The following is a 24,266-nucleotide window of genomic DNA, read 5'->3' as shown; positions in this document are numbered from 1 at the left end:
AATTTTGTGTCACAATCATTATATATGAAATCTACACAAAATCATTTTACTTACGATATAATCATTTCCGGCGCAGGGCCGGTAGGTCTGTTTCTTGCCTGTGAACTGGCCCTGGCCAAGTGTTCAGTCCTGATACTGGAAAAGGCGGAAGATCCACACTCGCCATTAAAGCAACTTCCTTTTGGGATACGGGGGCTCTCTGCACCCACTATTGAAACACTTTACCGCCGTGGTTTACTCAAAGAACTTGAGGTGCACAAGCGGCTTAAAAGCCCTCACCAGAATGGCGGAGAAGGGGCACGCCGTCAGGTTGGACATTTCGCGGGCATTCCATTTCATGAGGGGGATATTGACACCTCACAGTGGAAGTATCGCCTGGCAGGCTCGACACAGACCAGTCTGATTTCTGAAATGCAGGAGCTTGAAATAGTGCTGGCCCGTCGTGCAGAATCTCTGGGTGTAGAGATTAAGCGTGGGTTTGCCATGACTGGGTTTCATCAAACTGAGGACGGGGTAACAGTTCAGTCAGACGATCAGTCTTTTAAAGGTAAATGGCTTGTGGGTTGCGATGGAAGCCGCAGTGTTGTTCGCAAGACGGCTGGTTTTGATTTTGCAGGCACTGAGCCGGAGTTTACCGGCTACTCTACCCGGGTTGACATTGCCGACCCGGAGAAACTCAACCCAGGCCGAAACGTAACACCCAGAGGTATGTACCTGCAATCGCAACCGGGTTACCTGATGATACAAGACTTTGATGGTGGGGCATTCCATGGTGAACAAAAGCCAATCACACTTGAGCATGTGCAGGAGGTGTTACGCCGCATCTCGAAAACTGATGTGACTATTAGTACTCTGCATATCGCAACCACCTGGACTGACCGCGCACGACAAGCCACAACTTACCGCAAAGGACGGGTATTGTTAGCCGGTGATGCCGCACACATTCATGCGCCATTGGGAGGGCAGGGGCTTAACCTTGGGTTGGGTGATGCAATGAACCTTGGCTGGAAACTCGCCGCAATAATACAGAAGAAAGCTCCCGAAAATCTGCTGGATAGTTATTATACCGAACGGCACCCAATTGGTGCGCAGGTACTGGACTGGTCACGTGCCCAGGTTGAGATTATGAAACCTGGCCCGGCTACCCATGCACTGTATGCAATTATCCGCGACCTGATGGATACACGCGATGGTGCCACCTACATGGCTGGACGGGTGTGGGGTGTCCATACGCATTATAATCTCGGTGGCGACCATCCTCTGACAGGCCACAGTGTCCCCAATTTTGAGTTCGGAGACGGTACGAAAATTGGTGAGTTAATGCACGATGGCCAGGGGATACTGCTTGATTTTGACAGGAATGCTTCACTCAAAAATCTGGCGGCTGAATATAGTGATCAAATCAAGTATGTTTCAGCTCGGGCGAAAGAACAATTAGGACTTAATGCTTTATTGATACGCCCTGATGGGTGTGTTGCCTGGGCTTCTGATCATACCCCTGATTACAGCGAACTTCGAAAAACTGCTGCCCGCTGGTTTGTTTGTAATTCGGGGATCAGGGATTAATTACTTCATATTTCTGTTGTTTGGTGAACAGATTTGTCGGTATTTAAATGTTTTTTGAATTTTATTCACCTCATTTGGAATTACTTATGGTGATATCTGTTGGTTAAGTGTAATTTATGTTGGATTTACCTTCGCTTTTTCTATCTTTGCACCTCAGGTTTTACAGGATATGTGTAAAACAAAGCATTGACAATACATACCAGGAAGGTATAGAAAATATAGTGCGGGGTGGAGCAGTTGGTAGCTCGTCGGGCTCATAACCCGAAGGTCATCAGTTCGAGTCTGGTCCCCGCTACCTGAGAAACATGGTCTTTAGAGATTAGTCGTTTCAAAATGGCCCGTTCGTCTACCGGTTAGGACGCCAGATTTTCATTCTGGAAATAGGGGTTCGATTCCCCTACGGGCTACACAAAATAAGGCGTTGAGTAATCAACGCCTTATTTTTTTGTCCTGTATTTTCTGAATAACTTAGAATTCAATATGAGCTCTTATCCCCGGGATACTGATTGGACCCTTGCGATCAATATTGTAAGCTGGATTTAAGATCAGTTGATAGTCAGCAGATAAAGATAGATTAGTGCAGAGTCTTGCATTGTAGAAAGTCTCAAAAACTTGCTCACGTCCATAATTTAAGTTTCCGTCCCCTATAATAATGCCTGATCCGCCTGCTTTCAGATAGGCCTGGAAATCTTTACTTATTCCATTTGAAGAAACAGCCAGACCAAATGCATCATCGGGTCTGCCCCATAGTTTACCGCAGGCATTAATACCTAACTGGATGGTCTCATCGATATCGGTAAATGCCCAGGAAGCAGTTTTTCCATCATTCCAGCCATAACGGGCAAATGCACCTATATTTTTGATCACAGGTTGTTCTATATTGATCCCGTAACCATATTTGATACCCCCAAATTTTGTTCCTAATGTTGATCCGTTAATTATACTGGCCAGTGTACTATCTCCTCGTAATAAGCCTTGGGTCGCATCTTTATATTTAGGTGCACGGCCGCTGTTCCTATAGCCGGTAATCCTGATAACTCCCGGTTCAGCAAATAGTTTGTATTTTGTAGAGAACTCCAGGGCCATTGCATTGGTCTTCAGTAAATCCCAGTCCATTTTCATGGCATTGGCCTGTTTTGGCATTTGTGTAAAGGCAAATTTAATGGCATATTTTGGTTTGATCAGTTCGATCTCCAGGCCTGATGTGTATCCCCTTGTGTCGGCAGCAAAATCCCAGGCGCCGTTGGCCATCATTGACCAGTTCATAAATTGTGATCTGGCATCGTGATTATAGGTATTATCATCAAAAAAATCGGCCAGGCAGAATTTACCTATGTTAACTGTGATTCTGGAATCAGGGATTGCCCCACGAAGCCGCATTGCAGCGTCTTCCTGCTGAGAATATCCACTGCCCTTTAAGGCAAAGGTCTGTTGAAAATATACCCTGGATGTAAAAGGTACAGGTGCAGGGCTGCCTACCCGGTAGATTTCCCCATTAGGAAACCCGGCAATACCATGAGTGGCGGAAAAACCACTTCCTCCTGTGATTTCAGGAGCAAAAAATATAGCTGCATTTTTCCAGAGTCTTCTGCCGATAAATATCGTTGCTGTTAAGGATAAATTAGCTTCCTTATTGCTATCCAGGCTGAATGCTCCTGCATATTTAAAATGATGAGCGCTATGAAATTGTTTGATGGCAGTAGACTGATAATGAAATGTCCAGTTTTTAGAAGTTATAGTAGAATCTGGGTTTATGCCATTGGTGTCCTGAGCATATGTAAAACTGGCGGTAAAAAAGAGAACAATTAAAATAAGTAGCGCTTTAGGCATAATAAAGGTGTGAAATAAATAAACGAATAGAATTAAATAGGTGAAAACACAGGAGGATGAGAGCTTTTTCCTCCTGTGCGGAGCGGAAATTGTCTTGTATTTGTGATTAATCAATCAATAATGTGATCACCATATAGCTGATAGTACACATCCAGACAGGCCAGGTTGAAGGACATCGTGTTACTATAGTAAACATGGTTTCTTTGATCCAGTTGTTTTTGAGCAACTGGTTTCGGGTCCTGATTTTTCTGATCAAGAGCTTTTTTTTGTTTTTTGAGTGCTTTCATGGCGTCCTCCTTTTTTAATAATTGTTGAAAAATATTTTGATAACAAGAAATGCCGGGACAATTGAATATGTCCTGGGAATTATTGGAAATGGTAAGCTGGCTGGGCTGGTTACCCGGTTTGAAAAAATATAGATAATAGAATGCTTTCCTGGCAGTTTTATGAGTTGCTGCTGGCTGAAGGACAAAGTATAATGGTTTGCCGGGATACAGCAATAACCACTTTGCACTTCCTGATGACCATATTGGTAGTTGGAAAAGCATATTTTTCTGGATATCTATAACTCGGGCCTGTGTCCATTTTAATTAGATTAATAAATGATAATTGCTTACCATAATTTGATGGTACAAAAGTAAAAAGGATGATTGGGAAGGGCCGTTAGAGGAGACTTATAATTAAATTATAAATTCATTAGAATAATGCAGGGTTTTCCGTCAGAAGAACTTTATTAGCTGTAAATTGTATTATTCGAAACCAGAACGATAAGCTATGCTAAGTAATCAGGAATCAAGAAAAGTAGCAATAGTAGGATACAACCGTATTCCATTTGCCCGTCATAACACTATTTATACGACAGCAGGTAATCAGGAAATGTTAACTGCTGCGCTGAACGGATTGATAGAAAGATATGCTTTGGCGGGTAAACTCATCGGCGAGGTAGCTGCGGGAGCTGTAATCAAACCCAGTACCTTATTGAATCTAACCAGGGAATGTGTGATGAAGACTTCTCTGGACCAGAGAACGCCAGGCTGTGATATTCAGCAGGCTTGTAACACTGGTATTGAAACTGCAATTTATATCGCCAATAAAATAGCATTGGGTCAGATAGAAGTTGGAATAGCAGGTGGTGTTGATTCAGCTAGTGACGCGCCACTGGTTCTGGGCGAAAAACTACGTAAGATTTTACTCGCGGCACGCAGGGCAAAAACGTTCGGACAGAAATTAAATGAGTTCTCAAAGATTCGTCCCAATGACTTCAGACCTGTTGCGCCTATGAATATGGAGCCTGGCACTGGTTTATCCATGGGTGAACATACAGAGATTACAGCTAAGTATTATGGGATTTCGAGGGAAGATCAGGATGCATTTTCACTGAAAAGCCATCAGAACCTGGCAGCTGCCTATGACCGTGGTTTTTTTAACGGGATGTTAAGTCCTTATCTGGGTTTAGATCAGGATAATAATATGCGCAGGGATACCAGTCTGGAGAAACTGTCAAAATTAAAGCCTGCTTTTGATAAGCAGCATGGATCACTTACGGCTGGGAATTCATCACCGTTAACTGACGGGGCATCATGTATTTTATTAGCAAGTGAAGCCTGGGCTAAAGAACAGGGGCTGCCAGTTCTGGCTTATCTCACTTTTGCCGAAGTTTCGGGTATTGAATATATCAGGGATAAACAAAATCTTTTACTCGCACCTGTTTATGCTGCTGACAGGATGCTTAAAAAATCGGGATTAAGCCTCCAGGATTTTGACTTCTATGAAATCCATGAAGCTTTTGCAGCACAGGTACTGGCAATACTTAAAATATGGGAAAGCCCTGAACTGATCAGGGAATTTGGATTCAGTGAACCATTTGGAAGGATTGACAGCAGTAAATTAAATGTAAATGGGAGCAGCATTGCCACAGGGCACCCCTTTGCTGCTACCGGAGGACGTGTTTTAGCTACCCTAACCAAGTTGTTATATGAAAAGGGTAGTGGCCGGGGATTTCTTTCTGTCTGCGCAGCAGGCGGGATGGGTGCTACTGTCATTCTGGAAAGATAAACCCTTTATTGTTTCTGACCGTAAACCAACAGGGAGGCTTTGGCCAAAGTGGATAGATACATATTATAGCCTATATATGCAGGCGAAGCATTTTTATCCAGGTCGAGTACTTTATTTAAAGCGTAAACTGTAATTATATATCGGTGAGCCGGTCCGGGATTTGGTGCTGCACCGCCATATCCGGGTTTGCCGTAATCGGTAATACTTTGTATGGCTCCGGCAGGACTTTCATTTTTATCCGGATCGCCGGCCCCTGATTTTAATTCATTTACATTGGCCGGAATATTAAAGATGACCCAGTGCCAGAAACCACTTCCTGTAGGTGCATCGGGGTCATACATGGTAACCGCAAAACTTTTGGTTCCGCTGGGTGCGTTTGCCCAACTTAACTGTGGAGATTGATTTTCACCAGTATAACCCATGCCATTGAGATATTGTTTCTGATTGAGCTGTCCACCTAATTCATTGCTTTTTAAGGTAAATGTCTGGGCAAATGTAACGCTGTGAAACAGCAGTCCCGCTGCTATAACTGTCATGATCTTCTTCATAATTTTTTAATTGAGATTATGATTCAAATTTAAGCTGACAAGGTCCCGGACTGGTAGGGCAGAAAGCTCAAAAAATACGGCTAAACGTTCATGTTTCTGGTCTGGTATTTCTTTGGAGTTATTCCATAGATTTGTTTAAAGGCCTCAATAAAGCTGGATAAATTTTCATAATTTAATCTGTAATAGATATCGCTTGCTTTATCCCCTTTCTGTAACAGCCTGGCGGCATGCTCCATTCTTTTAGTCAGCAACCATTTGTTTGGCGATGTATTGTAAATCTTTGTAAAGCGTCTCTTGAAGGTCGAAATACTAATATTACAGAGAAAAGCCAGTTCCTCTACGGTGAGATTATTCTCCAGATTAGCCTCCATAACCTTACTGATCTCCAGGCCTTCATTATAACCAAGCAAGGCATCTCTTAAAGACAAAATCTGAGTAGGGTACTGTGTGCAGAGATGCAGAATCAGTTCCTCCAGTTTCAGTAATTGCATTGCAGGATTCCGGTGCTGCCCTGAGTTGAGCATCAGATTTAAGGAGTTGACAAAGTTATTCAGGAAATCATCATGCTGAAAAACCAGGAAGGTATTTCTGAGAGATACAGAACTGACGCTTTTCAAAATATCAGGATATTTAATAAAAACATCTCCAAGCACTTTATTATCAAAAAAGAATAGGATGCTTCTGTAATTACCTTCAGCAGAAGTAATCTTTTCTGTCATCAGGCAATTGCCGGAGGGCAACAACAGAAATTGAGAATTATCGATCTGTCTGCCAAAACCAGGATAATTGATGACCTTATCTCCCTCAATCAAAAAACTGAAAAGATTATGCTTAAAAGTTATCCTTGTCTTTATGCTGTTTACTGAAGTCCGGTAATCTAAAATATAAATTGGGTCTTTATGTTGTTGTGTATTCTCTAGTAAATCTTCCGGAAGGGTAAAGTATTTCATAATCTGATTTTATTCGATCACCAGCCAGGTATATCCGTTTGCAGGAATTGTTACTTCATAAGTTACATTATAGTTTCTGTCTATAGTATATGTTCTGGCATTTCCCTCCTTCTCTCTGATGGTGACTTTGCTGGTAAGCCCGGTGTAATATAATGGCAGTACAACTTTTCGTGTTATTTTTTCTGTCGAAGGATTATACAACATCGCCAACCCCTTTTCTTTATTCTGAGGATTAACATGAAGGATTCCATCCCAGTCTCCTCCGTCAGGTCTGCGAAGATGAATGATGTCTGAGTTGAGAATACTACGGTATTGCTTATACCAGCTGATTACCTTGATCACTAAGGCTTTGGTCTGATCTGTATCATATAATCTGGGGCCGCGGTAACAAGCCTGTATGCCGGACCCGTAATATTGCATCATCAGATTTTCGTACGAATCGAGGTGTTCAGCAAGAGGTTCTAAGGTAGATCGGGCATCACCGCCTCCATATTCAGTTAAGGGGACAAAACCCCAGCTCATGGAAGGTGTTTTTTCCCAGGTCCCGTCATATATATTCTGACGGTTCAGGATAACCTGTTGCTCCCGGGGTAGTTTGAAATTTGTTTCTTTATAACCAAGGGCTATTTTATTAGTCCCGTCAAGGAAGTACCAGTCCGGGGCATTCACGTAAACACCGTTCTCGCTGCACCAGCGGAATATACCTTTTTGTAACTCCATTTGCGCCCATTGAGAATCTTCCAGTCCTTTGTGACCCGGATGTTTCGTCGAAGCACAGACGTCACCAGGATAAGGACCGTCCTGCTCTAATATGTCCAGCCCTGTCTTTTTTATAAATTCTTTGATATGGGAAAGATAAGCCAGTCCCCAGTTTGAACCCAGGCAGGGAGCATGCGCAAACATTGCATTCACGTCAGCTTTTCCTGTTTTAGGGTCAATCACATCCTCCGCATCATTGATCCTTCTGCTGGAGAATAGGGAATATCCACCCATTAATATCCCTTTGCTGTGTGCGTAATCGACCAGGACTTTAATTTTAGCAATATTTTCCTGTGAGACATCTTCCATATTGATGCCACTTCCAAAACTTAGAATAATTGCCTCATAACCGGTGGTTGCACATTGGTCAACAGCTGTTTTTACAATTTTCGGATCAACAGAAATTAAATGCAGGAAAATTGGGTTCTCAGTAGACCAGGGGGCTATCTTACGATACATTTTTCTTTGGGCCAGGCCATTTCTGTCTCTGTCATAACTATCCAGAAGAAGTTCATTTGTCCGGATGGATTTAAAAGTATTACCCGGATTCAGTTCAACACCAGGCCCAATGGGTGGATAAACTTCCAGCAGACAAGGTGTTTTTAGATTATAGTTCACCTGCGAAGTATAGGTGGTATCTATATTCCAGTGTGTAGTCTGATCAGATAAACGGGCGTTCATAGAATTGTTAAAAGCGTAATTACTCTCAATATATAATCCATGAGGTTTTTTAATATCAGCAGGATTGCCGTCCACAGAAGATTCCTCTTCATGAACCGCCATCACCTCATTGATAACCTGGTCAAGTCTGATGGTTTTCTGACTTTTATTCTCGACGCTCAGCCATTTACACAGCAACGGAATACCATCATATAATTCATAATTTATATTCACTATAATTCCTTTGAGAAGAGGCAGAGGGGACTCAAAAGAAAATGTAAGCATCTTGCCAGCTGGTTGCTTTGGATTAGCTACCCACTGTTTTACAGGTGTTTTCCAGTTGACATAAGGCTTGACAGGAGAGATTTTATATGATTTGAAAATGAAATCTTCCGGATGGGCTGATAGAGAATCTACCCAGCTATTCAGCAGATAGGCTTTCTGTTTCTGGCCATACAGACCACCTATATTATAGCTTTTTCCATCGATCATTATTCTTGATTCCGGAGTAACAGCTCTGATAAACTGCTGGTTGCTACTCCGGTTACTGAAATCAATACAGGCCAGGTTAGGTTCTATGCGGAAACTGCGTTTTAATAAGCCATTGGTTAATATAATATCCTTACTATCGGCACTGCGATATATTTCGGCGTTTTTATCTGTAGAATTAATCAGCCAGTCCTGTTTTTTACCTGTTTCTTCTGTGTCTTTCCATAGGGGTAAGGTCGAAATTTTGTCTTGTGCTAAAAGATAACTTGCCTGGAACAGCAATATAATAACTAGTATTCTCTTCATATTTTAATATCTGGTCTGACGAATATAGAAAGATAAATATTAAAAATAAATTGTTGATTTTTTGATAGTTACTATAAAATGATTTAGCGTTATTCAATTGATTGTTAAATTTTTTCTGCGCCTGACTGGTTGAGAACCTGAATGCCGATGGCCAGAAATGCAAGGTCTTTGACCAGGAAGAAATCTGTTACCGGAACACCGTCCAGCATTTTCCAGGTACCGGGTGTACTGATTAGGAAACTCAGGGTGGAAGCGAAAATAATAATCGTCAATATTCCTGCAATTCTGCCGGCTTTTGCGTTCCAGAAGGAGGCAATCAGCAATAAGGCGGTAACGATCTCGAAAATTCCGATTAAGACAGAAGTCATCTGAACAGAGAAAATCTGATATAACCAGCTCATTAACCAGCTGTTTGCTACCAGCGGTTGGATAGCTTTAGCTTCGGAGGGGGTAAATTTTAAGATGCCGATCCATAATAAAACGACGATGGTTGCAATTACACCTAAAAGGTATCCTGATTTGTTGGTTTTCATTTTTTTTGATTTATAAATTAATGTTTGGCTATGAGCTTTCTCATACCTCTTTGTCGTTTGCTTACAGAATACCTTACAAGAAAAAAGGGGTAATATTTGAGCCCAGTTATTATTAGTATAACTGATACAAACGTTTGTGCGAAAATTTAATGGCAAACTGATGACAATCTGAAAATATTTCACGCTGATTTCTTGTGGGTTTATGTATTCTATTATATCTATAATAATAGATGGTAAAAATGTCTGTTTTTTTGATTTAAATGAGATTTTATGCAAGCGTTTGTGCAGCTAAATATTTCATTAACTGTGTTGTATGTCAATACCTTAAGTGTAAGCAAAGAGAGAACCACCTCCGCTTGATTTTTAAAAAACCTAACCAAAAACTAAACTTTATGAAGTGTAATTTACCTTTCATTAAGGCTTGCTTTGTGTTGTTGGTGCTACTGGGCATTAACCTCACTTCAAATAGCAAGCCTCTCCACACGTTGCACCGTAAATTCCAACGGATTTCGCAACCACCATCAGTTTTACCAATAGTTGTTCAGGGCGTTGTAAAGGATGCAGAAGGTGTTCCTTTGCCTGGCGTAACTGTGTATGTAAAAGGGAAAAAGAATGCAATGATCAGTACGGATGCAAATGGTGCATTTAAACTGAACGTAGATGACAACGATGTCCTTATTTTCAGAATGATAGGTTTTGTAGATAAGGAAGTTGCTGTTCATGGAAAGACGCAGTTATCAGTTATCTTAAAGGAAGATCAGAATGCGCTGAACGAGGTGATCGTTACAGGTTATGGCAGCATTGACCGTAAAAAAACTACGGCAGCAATAGCGAGTATAACCAGTAAGGATATCGAAAATCTGCCGGCGGCAAGTGTCGATGTGCTTTTACAAGGGAAACTTCCAGGGGTAAATGTGCAGAACTTTAGCGGGCAGCCGGGAGTAAAGACTTCATTGGTGGTAAGGGGGAATACAAAAATCCCAATGTCTTCGGCTAGTTTTAATACTGATGATTTATACAGTAATCCTTTGTATGTGATAGATGGGATTCCTATCGGGGATGATGAAGTTAAGGCCTTTGATGCAACGGGGACCAATTTCCTGGCAAGTTTAAATCCTAATGATGTAGAGTCTATCGATGTGCTGAAGGATGCATCAGCCGCTGCACTGTATGGATCCAGAGCGGCTAACGGAGTTATTCTGATCAAGACAAAACGTGGCAAATTAGGGGCGCCGAGAATAAGCTTTAATACCTACCAGGGATACATCCCAAAACCAAGAGAGGTCGCAACATTGATTGGTGCGGCAGAACGGAGGCAGAAAATGGATCTGATCTACAATTATGGAAACAATCTTCAGTTGCGTAATCAGGTCCCTCAGATGCTGACTGATAGTTTGAACCCGGCTTTTAATAATAACAATGATTATCAGAGTTTATTCTATCAGTCGGGTGCTGTACAAAATTATGACGTTTCTGTTTCGGGAGGATCCGAAGCAGTTAATTACCGTATTGGTGCAGGTATGTATAACGAAAAGGGAGTAATTATCAACACTGGTTTTAAGCGTTATTCGTTTAACAGTAATGTTGGGATCAATTTTAATAAAAACCTGGAACTGATTACCAGTTTACGTGCTTCAAACGGTAAACGTCTGGTAGGATCGGAACAACCATCTTATAATAATTACAGGAACCTGTTTAAGATCAATCCGATTTCTATGCCTTCTTCTCTATTGGAATTCTCTGGGGTAGACAGGGATGCTGCACTTAATCCATATTCTTATAAACGCAATGATAATATCAATAATGATCTGACAGGAAGCGGTGAATTGAGACTGACTTTTCTGAAAGATTTTAGAGTGAGCACCCGGGCAGCGGTAAGTTATTCCACTTCAAAACAGGATTATTCTTCACCCTCATTTTTACAGGATGATGGTCTGGGGTATGCCGAATCTATCTCTAACCTCAGAGAAAAATACATTCTGACGAATAATCTGATATGGACTAAAACTCTGGCCAAAAAACATAACCTGACGGCAACTTTTGTCCAGGAGTTTGAGAGCCGCAGAAATGAAGGCTCTGATTTTTATGGAAGCGGGGTGCCTAATGATAACATCAAGGTTGTTGCAGGAATACCTGTAGGTAAGTTGAGTGGTTCAACTGATTTATCTACCTATGCTAAATTATCTTACCTGGGAGCTGCACATTATGATTTCGATAGTAAGTATTTAATTGATGCCTCTTATCGCGCAGATGCTTCATCCCGCTTCGGTAAAAATAATAAATGGGGATATTTTCCGGCGGTGTCTGTAGGCTGGCTGGCTTCTAACGAAGATTTTATTAAAAAATACAGCTGGATTGATGAATTAAAGGTCAGGGCAAGCTGGGGACGTGCCGGTGATGAGAGTAGTATCGGGGATAATTCCCGTTACAATGCTTATACCTATACTGCTGATTTTAATGGTTCTACAACCACCAGTTACGGTGGAAAAACAGTGGTTATTCCTGATTACAGAGGAATTACGAATGATAATATTACCTGGCAGCGATCAGACGAGTTAAATCTCGGGCTGGATGTTGTCCTGTTCAAAAACCGGTTGAATTTTACCTTCGATGCTTACACCAGAAATACAACGGGTCAGATGCTGAGTATCGCAATACCGGAGTATTCAGGTTATCAGAATACATTTACCAATGCGGCTGGTGTCAGAAACTCGGGGATAGAGATTAATCTGATGGGAACAGCAATTAAAGGGAAGGATTTTGAATGGAGACCATCCATCAACCTGGCCTTTAATAAAAATATGGTCACTGCATTACCCAATGGAAACAGGGACTTATATTATACCGATGGCAGTGGTAGAACCTCTGTTTATATTGTTGGTAAACCATTGAATATGTACTATATGTATATCAATGATGGAGTGATCAATTCAAAAGGTGATTTGCTGGTCAATCCTTATACAGGGGCAGTAGGAGCGACCAAATGGGGAACCATGCAATTAGGGTATCCTAAGTGGCGTGATACCAACGGAGATTATTATATCTCTGATAATGCCGGTCAGAATGATATGACATTTTATGGTGACCCGAACCCGAAAGTTACCGGTGGTCTGACTAACTACTTCAGATATAAGGGTTTTTCATTGCAAATACTGACCACTTTTACGTTTGGTCGTACGATAGTTAATAATACGCTGGCGCAAAGACTTTCCAATGGATTGTTTTATGGAGACCCGGAAGCATTTGCCAAAACCTCTATTTCGGATATCAGCCAATATAATTACTGGCGTAAGCCAGGTGACCAGGCAACTTATCCTGCTTTAAATCCTTATATGGGATTATATGCCTGGCGTGTAGGACAATCTCTGTTTGTCGAACCAGGCTGGTATGTAAGGATCAAAAATGTCAGCTTCAGCTATTCATTTGATGCTAAGAAATCGAGCTGGATGAAGGCGGCTAAGATCGATAATCTGCGCTTATACAGTACAATTGATAACCTTCATATTTTTCAGAAGTTCTCGGGTGTTGATGCCGAGCGCGTAGATGGTATGGGTTATGATTACGGTGATGGTTATCCGATTCCGACAAAATATACAGTTGGTGTTCAGGTAGGATTTTAATTATTAATAGCAACGAAATGAAGATATTCAATTTAAAATACAGGGTGTTAGCAATTGGATTGCTAATGCTTTTGAGCAGTCTTACGTTTTCATGTAAGAAGGCACTGGAGAATAATCTGGTAAATGCAACTTATGAGAATACGTTCTGGCAGAATGAAAAAGACGTAGATGGTGCTGTCCTGGGTGGCTACGCACTTTTACGGAAAAGTATGTTTCAGGATAACTGCTTTTTTCTATGGGGAGATGGTCCAGTAGGTGTCTTTAATTCTGATGATACCAATGTATCCGGTATGTATACTTCAGGAGATTTTACGGTCTCTTACAGACAGACAGGAGCACATAACTGGATCAACTGGTATCAGATCGTAAGCTCAGCCAATCTGATTATTGAGAAAACAAATACAATTCCCGACTCCAAATTTGCTGCGGGCCGCAAAAATTATTTATTGGGGGAGGCCTATTTTTTACGTGCCTTGTCTTATTTCTACATGACCAGGGTTTGGGGCGATCTGCCTTTACAACTTACCGCTGTTACGACAGCTGATCAGGTGAAATTAATTGGCAGAACAGATGAAAAGCTGATTATGAATCAGATTATTAGTGATGCAGCCAAGGCTTCTTCTTTATTAACCTGGGAAGGGTTAAATGAAAATCAGAGGATCAGAGCGAGTAAAGGAGCCGCACTGGCATTACTGGCCCATGCTTCTGCCTGGACAAACGATTATACAAAAACAGTTTTGTACACTGATTCACTGCTGAACAGGGCCGATCTTTTTAATTTACAACCAAAAGGAACTATCCGACAGGTGTTCAGTAATACCAGTTCTATGGAGAATATTTTGGTCATCCCGTCAAAATATGCAAATAATGAATCGAGCAGCAGTGGTACAATAGCTTTTCTGACGGTCAGCAGTGACATTGTCAATGGGATGCCAAATGCCAATCCTACTTATTGGTTACTGCCTTCTGCCCTGGATAATTTATATACACCGGATGATGCCAGGAAAAAAGAATTTGTGGCCTATAGAAATACGGCTGACCTTAAACCTAATTTGATGAAATATGCTGATATACAGAATGTTGGTTCTGGAGGTAAGTATGATATGCGGGCCGAGAGTAATCTGATCATTTTCAGGCTGGCTGATCTTATTTTGTTAAGGGCCGAAGCTTTAAATGCACTGGGAAGGGATGGTGAAGCGCTTACTGCTGTCAACCAGATCAGGGACAGGGCAGGCGTAGCGCAACTTTCAAGTTCTTCTATTCTGTTGAAACGCGATATTCTGTTAGAACGCAGAAGAGAATTGATTGGTGAAGGTCAGAACTATTTTGATATCATCAGGAACAGCAGAAGTTACGGAACGGATGGAAGTGGTTTTTATCCTTCCTGGATGACTAAAGACCGGTTTAGTAAAAAGGGATGGTTATGGCCGATTCATAACGACATTATTAATGCGAATAGCCTGATCAGTCAGAATGAATGGTGGAAAGGCCGCTATTAATTTTCGTAAAATAATTAAACAGATTAAAATGAAGAAGATGAAATGTAATATATATATCACCGCTATACTGCTGGTATTATTTGGGAGTGCCTGTAAAAAAAGTGCCATTATAGATGGTGGCCTGAGCAAAGAGAAGGTGGATATGACAACCTACGATTTCCTGAAAACCAATCCAAGGCAAATGTTTGATACCACTTTATTGATTATAGATAAAGCTGGAATGAAAGACGTGATTAACAGTCCGGGAACTTTCTTTGTGCCGAATAATTATGCGATCAATAATTTTCTGAATGCCAAGAGGGATGAGGCCCGTAAACAAGATGAGAGACTTAATTATACACTGGATTCTTTGTTCAAGTATTTTTCTCCTCAGATGCTGAGAGATTCTATGGGGATCTATTTCTTCCCCCAGAAGATAACAAGGGACGGATTGAACAGCATTGGGGCATCTTATCAGTCTGTAACTAAAGGAGAATCGCTGGATGTTTCTCTGGAGGAAGCCAATCAGTACACTATACCAGGAATCATCACTAATAAGCCTCAGTATATTTATCTGAATAAGATACTGGGGGCTAAGGATATCCTTGCAGGTGACGGACTAACAAAAGTAGATCCTTCCGGCGATCCAAAATTACTGGATATTAAGACGCTTTGCCAGACCACTGGTATTATCACTAATACAGGTGTCGTCCATGTGCTGGAGAATAAGCATATCTGGACATTTAAGCATTTATAATTTCAAATTAAACCAAAGAAGATGAAAAAATATATAATATCAGGTTTATTTATCCTGTTGGTGATTACAGGGATCATGTCTTGTAAAAAGACGCAAATAGGTTATCTGAGCGATAACTTACGTTATTCGGCTAACCCATTAACTGTAATACAGGGGCAATTTATGCTGACCGATGGAATTATCCCGGACAATTCAACACCACCTTTCAAAATTACTTTATTAAATATCCGTAATAAACAAACGGGCATCAGGGAGGAATCCTTTTTTAAAGAATATGACGTAGCCATATGGAAAACGGCCTATGATCCTACAACGGATACGACCCTTACCTTAATTAATGCTAAAAGGGATATTCAGAAAAAGCTTCCTTTTAATGTACTGCCTGTAAGTGGTCAGTACCTGATTACTCAGGCAACTGAAAATGTTCCTGTTGGTGATTACCTGGTTGATTTGCAGGTGGAAAATCCTCACGGTACTAAAACTTACCTGGGCATCAATACAATTTCGGTGACGAAACCTGTTCAGTACGAATATGTAAATGCACCTTATTTTATTGCACTGAAAGCAGGGACAGAAACCTCAATACGGTTTCCTTTTGATGATCAATGGGTAAATCCAGATCTGGGGCAAACCACAAATACTACCCTAACCATCAGGAAGGTCGCGAACTCCCCAAATCAAATTGTTTTAAAAGTGCTGGATAAGAATGGTTCAGTTCTGCCTGGACAGGCCTTACAACAAAGACCGAGCGGGAATACCTTTCTTAAAACGCTGAGTACTTTCGCCTATAAGACCACAGTTACAGATACCGCTGTTTTATACGATTATGCACAGACCCGTTTCCCTGATGTATATTGGGATAAACAGTCGAACGGATTAAATTGTTACTACCGGATTTATAGCCAGTATATCGCCTCTATAGACACAGCCGATGCCAAAAACTGGTTCCCACCTAAGCAACTCCCTTATGGTACCTGGAATAAATATCCGGTAAATATTAATATTCGTTTTAATACCAAATTATACAGCCCTGGTAAATATATCTATGAGCTGAAATTAAGATTAACCAAAAAATAAAATTAGATGTATAAGACAAGATTTGTATTTACAGCGATACTGCTATCTGTTTTTTCTATTCAGGCCATCGGGCAGCAAAGCTGCCCGAAATGGGGCCCTTATGTTAAAACAACAAAGATGGGGAAGGTTAAGGCTGAACTGATGATGGCTGATGTAATGATACCGGCGGATGGTATAGCCCCCTATACTTACGCTTGTACTGTTCAGTTTGGAATTGGTAAAAGTGGTGGGTATTGTGGAATTCAGAAAGCGGGATTGAATGAAAAAAGGGCACCGAATAACATATTTTCTATATGGGATTTTCCGAATAAGGTGCAGATTACTGCAGCTTACAAAGATCCCCTTACATTTATTGGTGGATTTGGTGGCGAAGGGACGGGTTTACACTCTCATGCTGATTTTGGCTGGAAAACAAACCAGTGGTACACCAATATTGTCAGACGATGGACTGTTAACGATTCGACCACTCAGGTAGGGTACTGGATATTTGATCATCAGGAAAAAGCATTCAGACATTTTGTAACCTTTACTGTACCTGAAAAAGAGGCTATGTTACATAGCGACATGGGCAGTTTTCTCGAGAATTTTGCGGATGAGAAAAAACGGGCCCGTACAGCGGTATATAAGTCATACTGGATGCTGTCAGCAGATCAAACCTGGTTAAAACCGGATACACTGGTTGCGGAGGCCGGAGAAGGTTCCTGGAAAGCGGTGCCTTTTGGTAAAGATGGGGTAAAGGTTACCTCATGCGGAACAGCAGCAGGCCAGCTGAAATATAAATTTGCAGTACAACAGGAAGATCGTCCCGGAATCATTAGTCAGGCCGGAATATATGATCTGTCTTCTTATTATGATCATTCGCAAAAAAAGATATTTGTCAACTGGAGCATACTGTCCACTGCTACACCTCAGTTAGCTTATGAGGTTCAGATTTTTGATAATGAATCTTGTTCAGGCAGTCCTTTGGCCAGTCTGAAAGCAAAAGATCCGGATATCAGCAATGTGGGGCTTGCTGTAAGAGATATTAAGCTTAAAAAGCAGAATTACTATATTACTTTGCAGATTACCGATATTTTCGGACAGCTGTCGCCGGTCAGGAAAACAATACTGGAAGAATTGAAACCTTAATTTTATAAATGATAAACCGTTATACTGAATTTCAGTATAACGGTTTGAAAGCGTTAATCAATCTGATTACAGTGATCCGAAGATATAACCTACCTGTTGTTTAACGAAAGCTACAGTACTTGCCACTGTCACAGTTGTAATAAAGAGTGCTTCTTTAACGAGGCCTCCTAATAAATCGCCCAGGACACCACCGCCTTCAATAGTTGACATTTCTTTGGTGTTCATTTCCTGAACACCCAGATTTTTTAATTCCAGATTTTTCATATGAAGTATAAGTTTTAGGTAAAGGAATGTTTTTCAAGGCAGAAGAACCGTTATCCCGAGAGCAGAATAACGGTTTCAAATGAGTTATTATGGCTTAAAGCGATGTTAAAATGAATTTTAACAGATTGCCTGCAAAGTTAGCTGTATTACTTACAACTGTACCCGCCACATTAGCAATTCCACCAATAAGTGTCCATGCATCTCCAATGATACCACCACCTTCAATTGTTGCCATCTCTGTAGTGTTCATTTCCTGAACACCTAAGTTTTTTAATTCCAAATTTTTCATAATAGGGGGATTATTATAAATTAAGTTCCTTACTCGTTAAAGGCTTTTCAGGATACGCCTAGGTTGGCCAAACACTATAACGAAAGTAATCAATTTTGGATAAAAGTATAAGATTGACAAATTAGCAATATGTGCCTTTATGGGGTTGTATTAGTCTGAATACTTGGTTTTTATGTGTTTTTAGAGGCTTTTTGAATACTGTGCCAGGTAGGTGACATGGTTATTCAATTCGTTCATTTAACAATTCGATAAATGAACAAAGAAAAAATGATTAATTAAAATGATTAATCTTTATTTAAATTGATATAATGGTGATTGTAAGTGGCTTGTAAGGGGAATTAATTTTCCTATGAACATGGGTTTACATTTGTGGCAACTGAAGTTTCCACAGGTTTGCATAGGCAGAATCTGGGCTATAGATCAGATCATGATGCGTGCCTTGTTCAACTACAACTCCTTTGTCCAGTACAATAATTTTATCTGCACTATTCAATGTGCTCAGCCTGTGGGCGATTACGATCACGGTTTTTTGCTGAGATTTTAAAAGACTGATCATTTTCTGGACGTATTGTTCAGAAGCCGAATCAAGTGAGGAAGTCGCTTCATCCAGAATAAGGATTTCAGGGTTACGATAAAGTGCCCTGGCTATAGCAATACGTTGTCTTTGCCCTCCTGACAAAGCCGTACCATTTTCGCCAAGGTAGGTCTGGAATCCTCTGGGTAAGGTTTCGATAAATTCGAGAATGCCTAATTGTGAAGAGATCTCAATAATCCGCTGCATGTTGGGTTCGTAGTCTCCCACTGCAATATTATCAATTACATTACCAGCAAATAAATCAATCTTTTGTGGTACGACTGCTACTGTCTGCCGAAGCGATGTATTACTGATATATTTTAAATCATAATTCCCTATACGTACATTACCCTCCTGGATAGGATAGATATTCTGGAGGATTGACATCAGAGTTGACTTACCTGATCCACTTTCGCCAACTATGGCGGTAAATTTGCCTTTAGGGATAGTTAAATTTAGATTTTCAAAGACATTAATTCTTGTTCCATACCGGAATGAAACCTTCTCAAAATGTATGTCTCCTATCTTATCAGGACTAAGGTCTATCTGGTTTTCATCATTCTCGCGCTCCAGGTCCATAATTTCGAATAACCTGTCTGCAGCGATAACAGCATCCTGTACTGTTTTATTCATACCGATCAGGGTAGTGACGGGGCCGGTAAAGTAACCTATCAATGTATAAAATGATAATAATTCTCCTGGTGTTATGTTATTATCAAGCACATAACCAGCGCCGACCCAAAGCAATACTATAGTCAGTAATCTGGAAATTAACTCGGAAGATGTACTCGAAAACACAGAGTTTATATTTGATTTGAACCCGGTCTTTAAAAGATTTATAAAGCGTGTCTCTGTCTTTTCGTTTGCGTGTGTTTCCAGACCAAAACGTTTGATGGTACCAATAGCATTCAGACTTTCCACGAGCTGGGATTCCAGTTCGGCAGACTCTTCCATCAGTTTTCTTTGTGCTTTCTTATTTAATTTATCCGTGATGAAGTAAATCAATGAATATAATGGAATGACAGTAAGCATGATCAGGGCCAGTTTCCAGTAGTAGGTAAACATCATGATAAAGGAAAAGAATACAATAAAGATGTTGACCAGGAAATTAATACTGACATCATTTAAAAATGCCCTGATTTTTACTGCATCATTAATTCTGGAAATAATCTCTCCGACACGCATGGTGTCAAAAAACTGCTGCGGTAGTTTTAACAGATGTTTATAATAGCCCAGGATCAGTTGGCTATCAATCATCTGTCCCGTTTTGAGTGTGAAAATCGTTTTGGCCGTGCCGATAAAAAGCTGTACGAACAATATAATTACCATTGCCATACTCATTATATTGAGCAGGTTCCTGTTCCCGTCGACCAGAACAAAATCTACCAGTTTCTGTACGAAGACGGAAGTAGAAAGGCCTAGAATAGTATATACTATTGCCCCCAGGAGTGCCTGGATGAGAATACTTTGATGTGGTCTGATCAGGTTCCAGAACCGGCCTTTTACTGATATTTTCTCATTACCTGCCTGAAACTCTTCGGCAGGTAATAATAAGACTAATGCGCCTGTCCATTCTTTTTTGAATTCTTCATGGGTTTTACGATGCATGAGCCCATCACCAGGGTCCATTACCTCAATAAATTTGCTGGTTACTTTGTAAATGACAACATAATGCTGCAGGATATTTTCAATAATCAGATGGGCAACGGCTGGTGTTGGAATCTTAAAAAGACTTTCAAAGGGGCCTTTCACACCAGCAGCCTCAAAACCTAATTTACGACCTGCCTCTACCATACCTAATACGGTGGTTCCCTTTTTATCGGTACCAGCCAGCTGCCTGATACGGGCAACTGAAAGATCCAGTTTGTAATGTGAAGCAATGGATGCTATACAAGCTGCCCCGCAATCTGTTATATCCCTTTGTTTTACCTTAATGCTCATGCTTTGTCGCTTACATTTGGATTTACCCAGTCGTCCACCTTATCATATAATAACTGGTAAAGACTTCTTTCTGTTACGGTGAAACGGGCGGTGAAACTCATCCCTTTTTTCAGAAAACCTTTATAACCATTTTTCAACATCAGATAGTTTTGTGTCAGTTTGCACCTGACTTTAAACACTGGCTGATTATTGACAATGATAATATCATCTGATATATCCAGTACTTTTCCTGTAGCTAGTCCCCATTGATTATAATTAAATGCGTCTACCTGAAACCGTACCTGCTGGCCTTTTCTGACTAAACCTATGTCGGCAGGTTTGATATAGCAGAATGCTGTTATATTAGTGTCTGGTGATATTTCCCCGATTTTTTGGTTGGCAAACACATAAGCACCTTTTTGTATGCCTGACAGATTCTGAACGGATCCGCTTATCGGAGCCCTTAATACATATTGTTTCTTCTGTTCATCGATGTCTACCTGCTGACTGGAGAGCTGTCTGAGTTCATTTCTGAACTGATCTGCTTCAATCTGCCACTTGGATTTATATTTATTACTGATCATCTGATAGGCAGATGCAGCCTGTTCTTTCTCAAATTTGTATTTCTCATATTCTGATTCAGTTACAACCTTACTCTGGTATAATTTATTATACCTGTTGAAAGTAGTTTCTGCCTGATCTTTCGCAATTCTTGAGTTTTCAGATTCCTGGGCAAATTCCTGCCAGGCAGCTTTATACTGTCCGGTTTGTGGATTTGGATAGTTATAGCCGTTCCATTGGATATAAACCAGTAATTTTTTAATATCCTGTAAAAACTGGTTGATCTGACTCTGGCGTATCTGAACCAGTGCATCTTGTTTTTTAGGGGTAGAAGCGTCAATAACCAATAAGATATCTCCCTGTCTGAGTTTCTTATTGTCAGTCAGATTGAACTGAATAAGTCTGCCGTTTACAGGGACAGTTAGTTCGGTTTTTTCTAGTGAGGATTGTAAAAGTCCACTGCTTTTTACGCTGATAGGGGTTTTAATAAAGGGAAGTGCAGCAAAAGCGGCGAGGATAGATACTACAGTAATCAAATAAATCAGTTGGGATGGCCGGCTGATTCTGGACCGGTAGACGATGGCATTACTTGATATTGTTTCGGCGGTGTAAGTCGACAGGGACATAATTGTTATATAAAAATAACCGTTATGCTGAGTGCAGTATAACGGTTATAGGTAAAGGTATTGTAGCGTCTAGAACTTCGGAATAGGTCCGATACCTATATTTACCAATGGGCCTAATATCTTATTCAGAAAAGTGATTGTATTCCCTAGCAGATTGTTTACGTTATCTACGACTCCGTTAAGGATACCAAACAGATCAGTAATGAGATTACCACCTTCAGTGTTTAACATCTCAGTAGTGTTCATTTCCTGAACACCAAGATTGTGTAATTCTAATTTTTTCATATAGATAGATTTATTAATGGATTCATCGATAATTTCAATCTGGCTCTAAGCGAAATTAAATAATAAGAAGTTAAAAACATTGCGGGGATAAATAACCGAAGCATGAGGTGTCTTACTTTCCGCGGCGGGTAATACGTCTTTAAATGCTATCAATAGTGTTTTTGGTGAAAAAAGTAGAGTTATTGAATCTTTATTCAGTTTATTCATTATTGTCATGGCTGAATAGGAACGATTTTTTGGTTGTCTAAAAAAATAAATTTTCTGAAGACTGCTGACACAGGGTTGTCAGTAGGACGTTTTTCTTTGTGTTGTAATTATGGATTTAAAAAATAACTCATGGAAACTCAACAAGAATTAAACGCATTATCAAATGGAATTATGACAAGTGGGAGTCTGTTCAATCACTGGCAGGGACATCGCAGGGTCACACGCAGATTGATTGAAATTTTTCCTGAAGAACAGTTGTTTGAATTTTCAATTGGTGGAATGAGGTCATTTGCAGATATGGTCAAGGAGATATCCGGTCTTTCCGGTATCGGCATGAGGGGACTGGTAACAGGTGACTGGACATCAACACCTGAACTTGATTATCGTTCTGGAAAATCAGTTGTCAGCACCAAAGCTGAGCTTTTGTGTTTATGGGATGAGATTACTGTAGAAATTGATAGTTTATGGCCGCAGATCCCTTATCAGCGTTTTCATGAAGTCATCCAGGCATTTGTCGAATATGAAGGATATACTTTAGATATCATTCTATACTGGATTGATAATGAAGTCCATCACAGAGCACAGGGCTATGTCTATCTGAGGGCATTGGGAATCGAACCTCCGGCATTCTGGAACAGGGATTAATCCGTTTCTGATATATCTTGTTTGATGTTGTAGATTTTATATATAGTTTTTACCTATACAAGGCGGCCTGTGATTATTTGGTCTTCTTTCTCTTTTTAGCTGGTTTAGCTTCTTTATTAAACTGCAGAGAAAGGTCTATCCAATAATCCAGCCCCTGTTTGGTATTCACTCCTTCTACATAAACAAAATCTTTCATCACCCGGCCATTGTTAATCATCTGTCTGCAGTTATCCTGCTCCAGTTCTTTTTCGGCCTGTTGTTCACCGATACGACATAATAATTCGTCATTTCTGATACATACACACATTTTCTGATCTACCAGAAAACAGATTCCCTGGAACATCTTTTTTTCTTCCACATCGGGAAGTTCTGCCATGGACTCCCTGACCCGGTCCACCAATGATTCATTGTAAGCCATGATATATTGGTTAAAAGAAACTAAATATAAATATAACCAAACCATTCTGATTGCTCTAAAAGATTTGATACCTTGTGGCGTTTTGCAACGTTATTGCTTTATGAAAATTATTATTCCCCTGCTGGCGGGTATGCTGACAATGATAACGTATTCTTTATCTGCACAAACTAAAACAGATTGTAATCAGGTACTGGATCAGGAACCTTATTTTGCCAGACATAAAACTGCTGTCACAGATCCGCTTTTTTTGAAGGATCTGGAAATATTAAATCACTGTGGGAACTTTCAGGGACTGGATAGTGTATTGATGAAAGGATCTGTACTTGCTGCTTTTTTACTGAGTGAAGTAAATGACGGAAAGGCTGCTACCTACCGTACGCTGATCGACTTCATGGCCGGATTCAGAAATTCCCAGGATTATTACCAGGTAGTCGGATCGTTGCAATTATATAAAAAGCTGGAGCATAAAAAAGTAAATTTGCAGGAGTGGGATCAGGCTCAGCCTTTTTTTGTGAAATTAGGGTTCACTCAAAACGATATTGATGATTTTAAAGCTTTTGTGGCTGTTCCGGAACATCAGAACCTGACATACATTCAGGCTTATTATTTATATATGCAGGAATTAGATAAAGCTACAGGTAATGCTAAAACTGAGCAAGTTTCGGGTAGGTAATGCTCTTCTCTGACTATACTTTTGTGTAGTCAAATAAAAATTCATGAA

21 protein-coding genes and 2 tRNA genes are annotated in these 24,266 nt (G+C 40.4%); 11 read left to right on the top strand and 12 right to left on the bottom strand.

Features of this window, described 5'->3' with window-relative positions; genetic code table 11:
- Positions 1 to 24: 24 nt before the first annotated feature.
- The 3 genes from HDF25_RS17680 to HDF25_RS17670 all read left to right on the top strand — a co-directional run bounded on the left by HDF25_RS17680 (position 25) and on the right by HDF25_RS17670 (position 1,973).
- Entirely contained in the window at positions 25 to 1,566 is a 1,542-nt protein-coding gene (locus HDF25_RS17680; protein WP_184627160.1) for an FAD-dependent monooxygenase, read from the top strand.
- Positions 1,567 to 1,788: 222 nt separating this feature from the next.
- Positions 1,789 to 1,861 (top strand) — tRNA-Met (locus HDF25_RS17675).
- Positions 1,862 to 1,901: 40 nt separating this feature from the next.
- Positions 1,902 to 1,973, top strand: a tRNA-Glu gene (locus HDF25_RS17670).
- 61 nt (positions 1,974 to 2,034) lie between these two features.
- Here HDF25_RS17670 and HDF25_RS17665 read toward each other — a convergent pair.
- Together HDF25_RS17665 and HDF25_RS17660 are read right to left on the bottom strand one after the other, a co-directional pair.
- Positions 2,035 to 3,396, bottom strand: a complete 1,362-nt coding sequence (locus tag HDF25_RS17665; protein ID WP_184627158.1) for a carbohydrate porin — start codon at positions 3,394 to 3,396, stop codon at positions 2,035 to 2,037.
- A 110-nt stretch (positions 3,397 to 3,506) separates the two neighbouring features.
- Positions 3,507 to 3,944 carry a hypothetical protein gene (locus HDF25_RS17660; RefSeq protein WP_184627156.1) on the bottom strand — a complete coding sequence of 146 codons (438 nt, stop codon included), beginning with the start codon at positions 3,942 to 3,944 and terminating at the stop codon, positions 3,507 to 3,509.
- A gap of 226 nt (positions 3,945 to 4,170) precedes the next feature.
- On the opposite strand from HDF25_RS17660, the gene HDF25_RS17655 reads away from it, so the two are divergent.
- Entirely contained in the window at positions 4,171 to 5,451 is a 1,281-nt protein-coding gene (locus tag HDF25_RS17655) for an acetyl-CoA C-acetyltransferase (protein WP_184627153.1), read from the top strand.
- A gap of 5 nt (positions 5,452 to 5,456) precedes the next feature.
- On the opposite strand, the gene HDF25_RS17650 is transcribed toward HDF25_RS17655, so the two are convergent.
- The 4 genes from HDF25_RS17650 to HDF25_RS17635 form a co-directional block, all read right to left on the bottom strand.
- Complete coding sequence (locus HDF25_RS17650; RefSeq protein WP_184627151.1) at positions 5,457 to 5,999, bottom strand: YbhB/YbcL family Raf kinase inhibitor-like protein; 543 nt, start codon at positions 5,997 to 5,999, stop codon at positions 5,457 to 5,459.
- A gap of 80 nt (positions 6,000 to 6,079) precedes the next feature.
- Positions 6,080 to 6,949 (bottom strand): helix-turn-helix domain-containing protein, encoded by an 870-nt coding sequence (locus HDF25_RS17645; RefSeq protein ID WP_184627149.1) that lies wholly within the window; start codon positions 6,947 to 6,949, stop codon positions 6,080 to 6,082.
- A 9-nt stretch (positions 6,950 to 6,958) separates the two neighbouring features.
- Positions 6,959 to 9,163, bottom strand: coding sequence for an alpha-galactosidase (locus HDF25_RS17640; RefSeq protein WP_184627147.1), 2,205 nt, complete (start codon positions 9,161 to 9,163; stop codon positions 6,959 to 6,961).
- Positions 9,164 to 9,267: 104 nt separating this feature from the next.
- Positions 9,268 to 9,696 (bottom strand): DUF417 family protein, encoded by a 429-nt coding sequence (locus HDF25_RS17635; protein WP_184627145.1) that lies wholly within the window; start codon positions 9,694 to 9,696, stop codon positions 9,268 to 9,270.
- Positions 9,697 to 10,088: 392 nt separating this feature from the next.
- On the opposite strand from HDF25_RS17635, the gene HDF25_RS17630 reads away from it, so the two are divergent.
- The 5 genes from HDF25_RS17630 to HDF25_RS17610 are packed head-to-tail and all read left to right on the top strand — an operon-like array spanning position 10,089 to position 17,756.
- Positions 10,089 to 13,316, top strand: a complete 3,228-nt coding sequence (locus HDF25_RS17630; protein WP_184627143.1) for a SusC/RagA family TonB-linked outer membrane protein — start codon at positions 10,089 to 10,091, stop codon at positions 13,314 to 13,316.
- A 17-nt stretch (positions 13,317 to 13,333) separates the two neighbouring features.
- Positions 13,334 to 14,815, top strand: coding sequence for a RagB/SusD family nutrient uptake outer membrane protein (locus HDF25_RS17625; protein WP_184627141.1), 1,482 nt, complete (start codon positions 13,334 to 13,336; stop codon positions 14,813 to 14,815).
- Between the two features lie 28 nt (positions 14,816 to 14,843).
- A complete protein-coding gene (locus HDF25_RS17620) occupies positions 14,844 to 15,551 on the top strand; it encodes a fasciclin domain-containing protein (RefSeq protein WP_260409401.1) in 708 nt (235 codons plus the stop codon).
- Positions 15,552 to 15,572: 21 nt separating this feature from the next.
- Positions 15,573 to 16,628 carry a DUF5007 domain-containing protein gene (locus HDF25_RS17615; protein ID WP_184627139.1) on the top strand — a complete coding sequence of 352 codons (1,056 nt, stop codon included), beginning with the start codon at positions 15,573 to 15,575 and terminating at the stop codon, positions 16,626 to 16,628.
- A 6-nt stretch (positions 16,629 to 16,634) separates the two neighbouring features.
- Positions 16,635 to 17,756, top strand: a complete 1,122-nt coding sequence (locus tag HDF25_RS17610; RefSeq protein ID WP_184627137.1) for a DUF3472 domain-containing protein — start codon at positions 16,635 to 16,637, stop codon at positions 17,754 to 17,756.
- A gap of 66 nt (positions 17,757 to 17,822) precedes the next feature.
- Here the strand turns inward: HDF25_RS17610 and HDF25_RS17605 are convergent, their stop codons facing one another.
- The 5 genes from HDF25_RS17605 to HDF25_RS17585 all read right to left on the bottom strand — a co-directional run bounded on the left by HDF25_RS17605 (position 17,823) and on the right by HDF25_RS17585 (position 22,275).
- Positions 17,823 to 18,020, bottom strand: a complete 198-nt coding sequence (locus tag HDF25_RS17605; protein WP_184627135.1) for a bacteriocin — start codon at positions 18,018 to 18,020, stop codon at positions 17,823 to 17,825.
- Between the two features lie 94 nt (positions 18,021 to 18,114).
- Positions 18,115 to 18,309 (bottom strand): hypothetical protein, encoded by a 195-nt coding sequence (locus HDF25_RS17600; RefSeq protein ID WP_184627133.1) that lies wholly within the window; start codon positions 18,307 to 18,309, stop codon positions 18,115 to 18,117.
- Between the two features lie 361 nt (positions 18,310 to 18,670).
- A complete protein-coding gene (locus HDF25_RS17595; RefSeq protein WP_184627131.1) occupies positions 18,671 to 20,824 on the bottom strand; it encodes a peptidase domain-containing ABC transporter in 2,154 nt (717 codons plus the stop codon).
- A complete protein-coding gene (locus HDF25_RS17590; RefSeq protein ID WP_184627130.1) occupies positions 20,821 to 21,990 on the bottom strand; it encodes an HlyD family secretion protein in 1,170 nt (389 codons plus the stop codon). Before HDF25_RS17590 ends, HDF25_RS17595 begins: the two co-directional genes overlap by 4 nt.
- Positions 21,991 to 22,059: 69 nt before the next feature.
- Entirely contained in the window at positions 22,060 to 22,275 is a 216-nt protein-coding gene (locus HDF25_RS17585; protein WP_184627129.1) for a hypothetical protein, read from the bottom strand.
- A 336-nt stretch (positions 22,276 to 22,611) separates the two neighbouring features.
- Here HDF25_RS17585 and HDF25_RS17580 point away from each other — a divergent pair, with 336 nt between their 5' ends.
- Positions 22,612 to 23,127, top strand: coding sequence for a DinB family protein (locus HDF25_RS17580; RefSeq protein WP_184627127.1), 516 nt, complete (start codon positions 22,612 to 22,614; stop codon positions 23,125 to 23,127).
- Between the two features lie 73 nt (positions 23,128 to 23,200).
- Here the strand turns inward: HDF25_RS17580 and HDF25_RS17575 are convergent, their stop codons facing one another.
- Positions 23,201 to 23,545 carry a TfoX/Sxy family protein gene (locus tag HDF25_RS17575; RefSeq protein ID WP_184627125.1) on the bottom strand — a complete coding sequence of 115 codons (345 nt, stop codon included), beginning with the start codon at positions 23,543 to 23,545 and terminating at the stop codon, positions 23,201 to 23,203.
- Positions 23,546 to 23,645: 100 nt separating this feature from the next.
- Between HDF25_RS17575 and HDF25_RS17570 the strand changes: the two genes are divergently transcribed.
- Entirely contained in the window at positions 23,646 to 24,218 is a 573-nt protein-coding gene (locus HDF25_RS17570; protein WP_184627123.1) for a hypothetical protein, read from the top strand.
- Positions 24,219 to 24,266 lie beyond the last annotated feature (48 nt).

It is taken from the genome of Pedobacter cryoconitis (assembly GCF_014207135.1).
Lineage (GTDB): Bacteria > Bacteroidota > Bacteroidia > Sphingobacteriales > Sphingobacteriaceae > Pedobacter > Pedobacter cryoconitis_D.
Note: the sequence above shows the minus strand (reverse complement) of the source record. Positions and strands in the feature narration are given on the sequence as shown.

What these genes read in the sequence shown, in the direction of transcription:
- HDF25_RS17680 (WP_184627160.1), top strand. Translation starts at nt 25, where the DNA reads ATGAAATCTACACAAAATCATTTTACTTACGATATAATCATTTCCGGC.
- HDF25_RS17665 (WP_184627158.1), bottom strand. Translation starts at nt 3,396, where the DNA reads ATGCCTAAAGCGCTACTTATTTTAATTGTTCTCTTTTTTACCGCCAGT.
- HDF25_RS17660 (WP_184627156.1), bottom strand. Translation starts at nt 3,944, where the DNA reads ATGCTTTTCCAACTACCAATATGGTCATCAGGAAGTGCAAAGTGGTTA.
- HDF25_RS17655 (WP_184627153.1), top strand. Translation starts at nt 4,171, where the DNA reads ATGCTAAGTAATCAGGAATCAAGAAAAGTAGCAATAGTAGGATACAAC.
- HDF25_RS17650 (WP_184627151.1), bottom strand. Translation starts at nt 5,999, where the DNA reads ATGAAGAAGATCATGACAGTTATAGCAGCGGGACTGCTGTTTCACAGC.
- HDF25_RS17645 (WP_184627149.1), bottom strand. Translation starts at nt 6,949, where the DNA reads ATGAAATACTTTACCCTTCCGGAAGATTTACTAGAGAATACACAACAA.
- HDF25_RS17640 (WP_184627147.1), bottom strand. Translation starts at nt 9,163, where the DNA reads ATGAAGAGAATACTAGTTATTATATTGCTGTTCCAGGCAAGTTATCTT.
- HDF25_RS17635 (WP_184627145.1), bottom strand. Translation starts at nt 9,696, where the DNA reads ATGAAAACCAACAAATCAGGATACCTTTTAGGTGTAATTGCAACCATC.
- HDF25_RS17630 (WP_184627143.1), top strand. Translation starts at nt 10,089, where the DNA reads ATGAAGTGTAATTTACCTTTCATTAAGGCTTGCTTTGTGTTGTTGGTG.
- HDF25_RS17625 (WP_184627141.1), top strand. Translation starts at nt 13,334, where the DNA reads ATGAAGATATTCAATTTAAAATACAGGGTGTTAGCAATTGGATTGCTA.
- HDF25_RS17620 (WP_260409401.1), top strand. Translation starts at nt 14,844, where the DNA reads ATGAAGAAGATGAAATGTAATATATATATCACCGCTATACTGCTGGTA.
- HDF25_RS17615 (WP_184627139.1), top strand. Translation starts at nt 15,573, where the DNA reads ATGAAAAAATATATAATATCAGGTTTATTTATCCTGTTGGTGATTACA.
- HDF25_RS17610 (WP_184627137.1), top strand. Translation starts at nt 16,635, where the DNA reads ATGTATAAGACAAGATTTGTATTTACAGCGATACTGCTATCTGTTTTT.
- HDF25_RS17605 (WP_184627135.1), bottom strand. Translation starts at nt 18,020, where the DNA reads ATGAAAAATCTGGAATTAAAAAATCTGGGTGTTCAGGAAATGAACACC.
- HDF25_RS17600 (WP_184627133.1), bottom strand. Translation starts at nt 18,309, where the DNA reads ATGAAAAATTTGGAATTAAAAAACTTAGGTGTTCAGGAAATGAACACT.
- HDF25_RS17595 (WP_184627131.1), bottom strand. Translation starts at nt 20,824, where the DNA reads ATGAGCATTAAGGTAAAACAAAGGGATATAACAGATTGCGGGGCAGCT.
- HDF25_RS17590 (WP_184627130.1), bottom strand. Translation starts at nt 21,990, where the DNA reads ATGTCCCTGTCGACTTACACCGCCGAAACAATATCAAGTAATGCCATC.
- HDF25_RS17585 (WP_184627129.1), bottom strand. Translation starts at nt 22,275, where the DNA reads ATGAAAAAATTAGAATTACACAATCTTGGTGTTCAGGAAATGAACACT.
- HDF25_RS17580 (WP_184627127.1), top strand. Translation starts at nt 22,612, where the DNA reads ATGGAAACTCAACAAGAATTAAACGCATTATCAAATGGAATTATGACA.
- HDF25_RS17575 (WP_184627125.1), bottom strand. Translation starts at nt 23,545, where the DNA reads ATGGCTTACAATGAATCATTGGTGGACCGGGTCAGGGAGTCCATGGCA.
- HDF25_RS17570 (WP_184627123.1), top strand. Translation starts at nt 23,646, where the DNA reads ATGAAAATTATTATTCCCCTGCTGGCGGGTATGCTGACAATGATAACG.